The 239-nt window shown below is 61.9% G+C and carries 1 pseudogene; it reads right to left on the bottom strand.

The window, feature by feature from the left end:
* Window positions 1-239: pseudogene (locus CVH10_RS24070) on the bottom strand (Y-family DNA polymerase); the annotation flags it as partial.

Here is a 239-nt window from a genome sequence, read left to right on the forward strand (position 1 = left end):
GTCGAAGAACATCTCATCGATCGAATAGGGTTCGACGCGGGGCGTTCGCTCGGCCAGCACCTCATAGACGCGCCGGCTCATGTCGCCATACAGCGCATAGTTGGATGACCGGATGCCGACGTGCGCCAGCTCTGGCTTCTTGGCGACGAGGTGCCAAGGATCGCCCATCTTGACGCCAAGGGCCTTCAGGTCCGGCGTCAGGGCGATCAAGCAGCCGTCGTTGTTGCTGAGAACGCCGA

Source organism: Halomonas sp. ND22Bw (assembly GCF_003011945.1).
In the GTDB taxonomy this organism is placed as follows: Bacteria; Pseudomonadota; Gammaproteobacteria; order Pseudomonadales; family Halomonadaceae; genus Halomonas; species Halomonas halophila.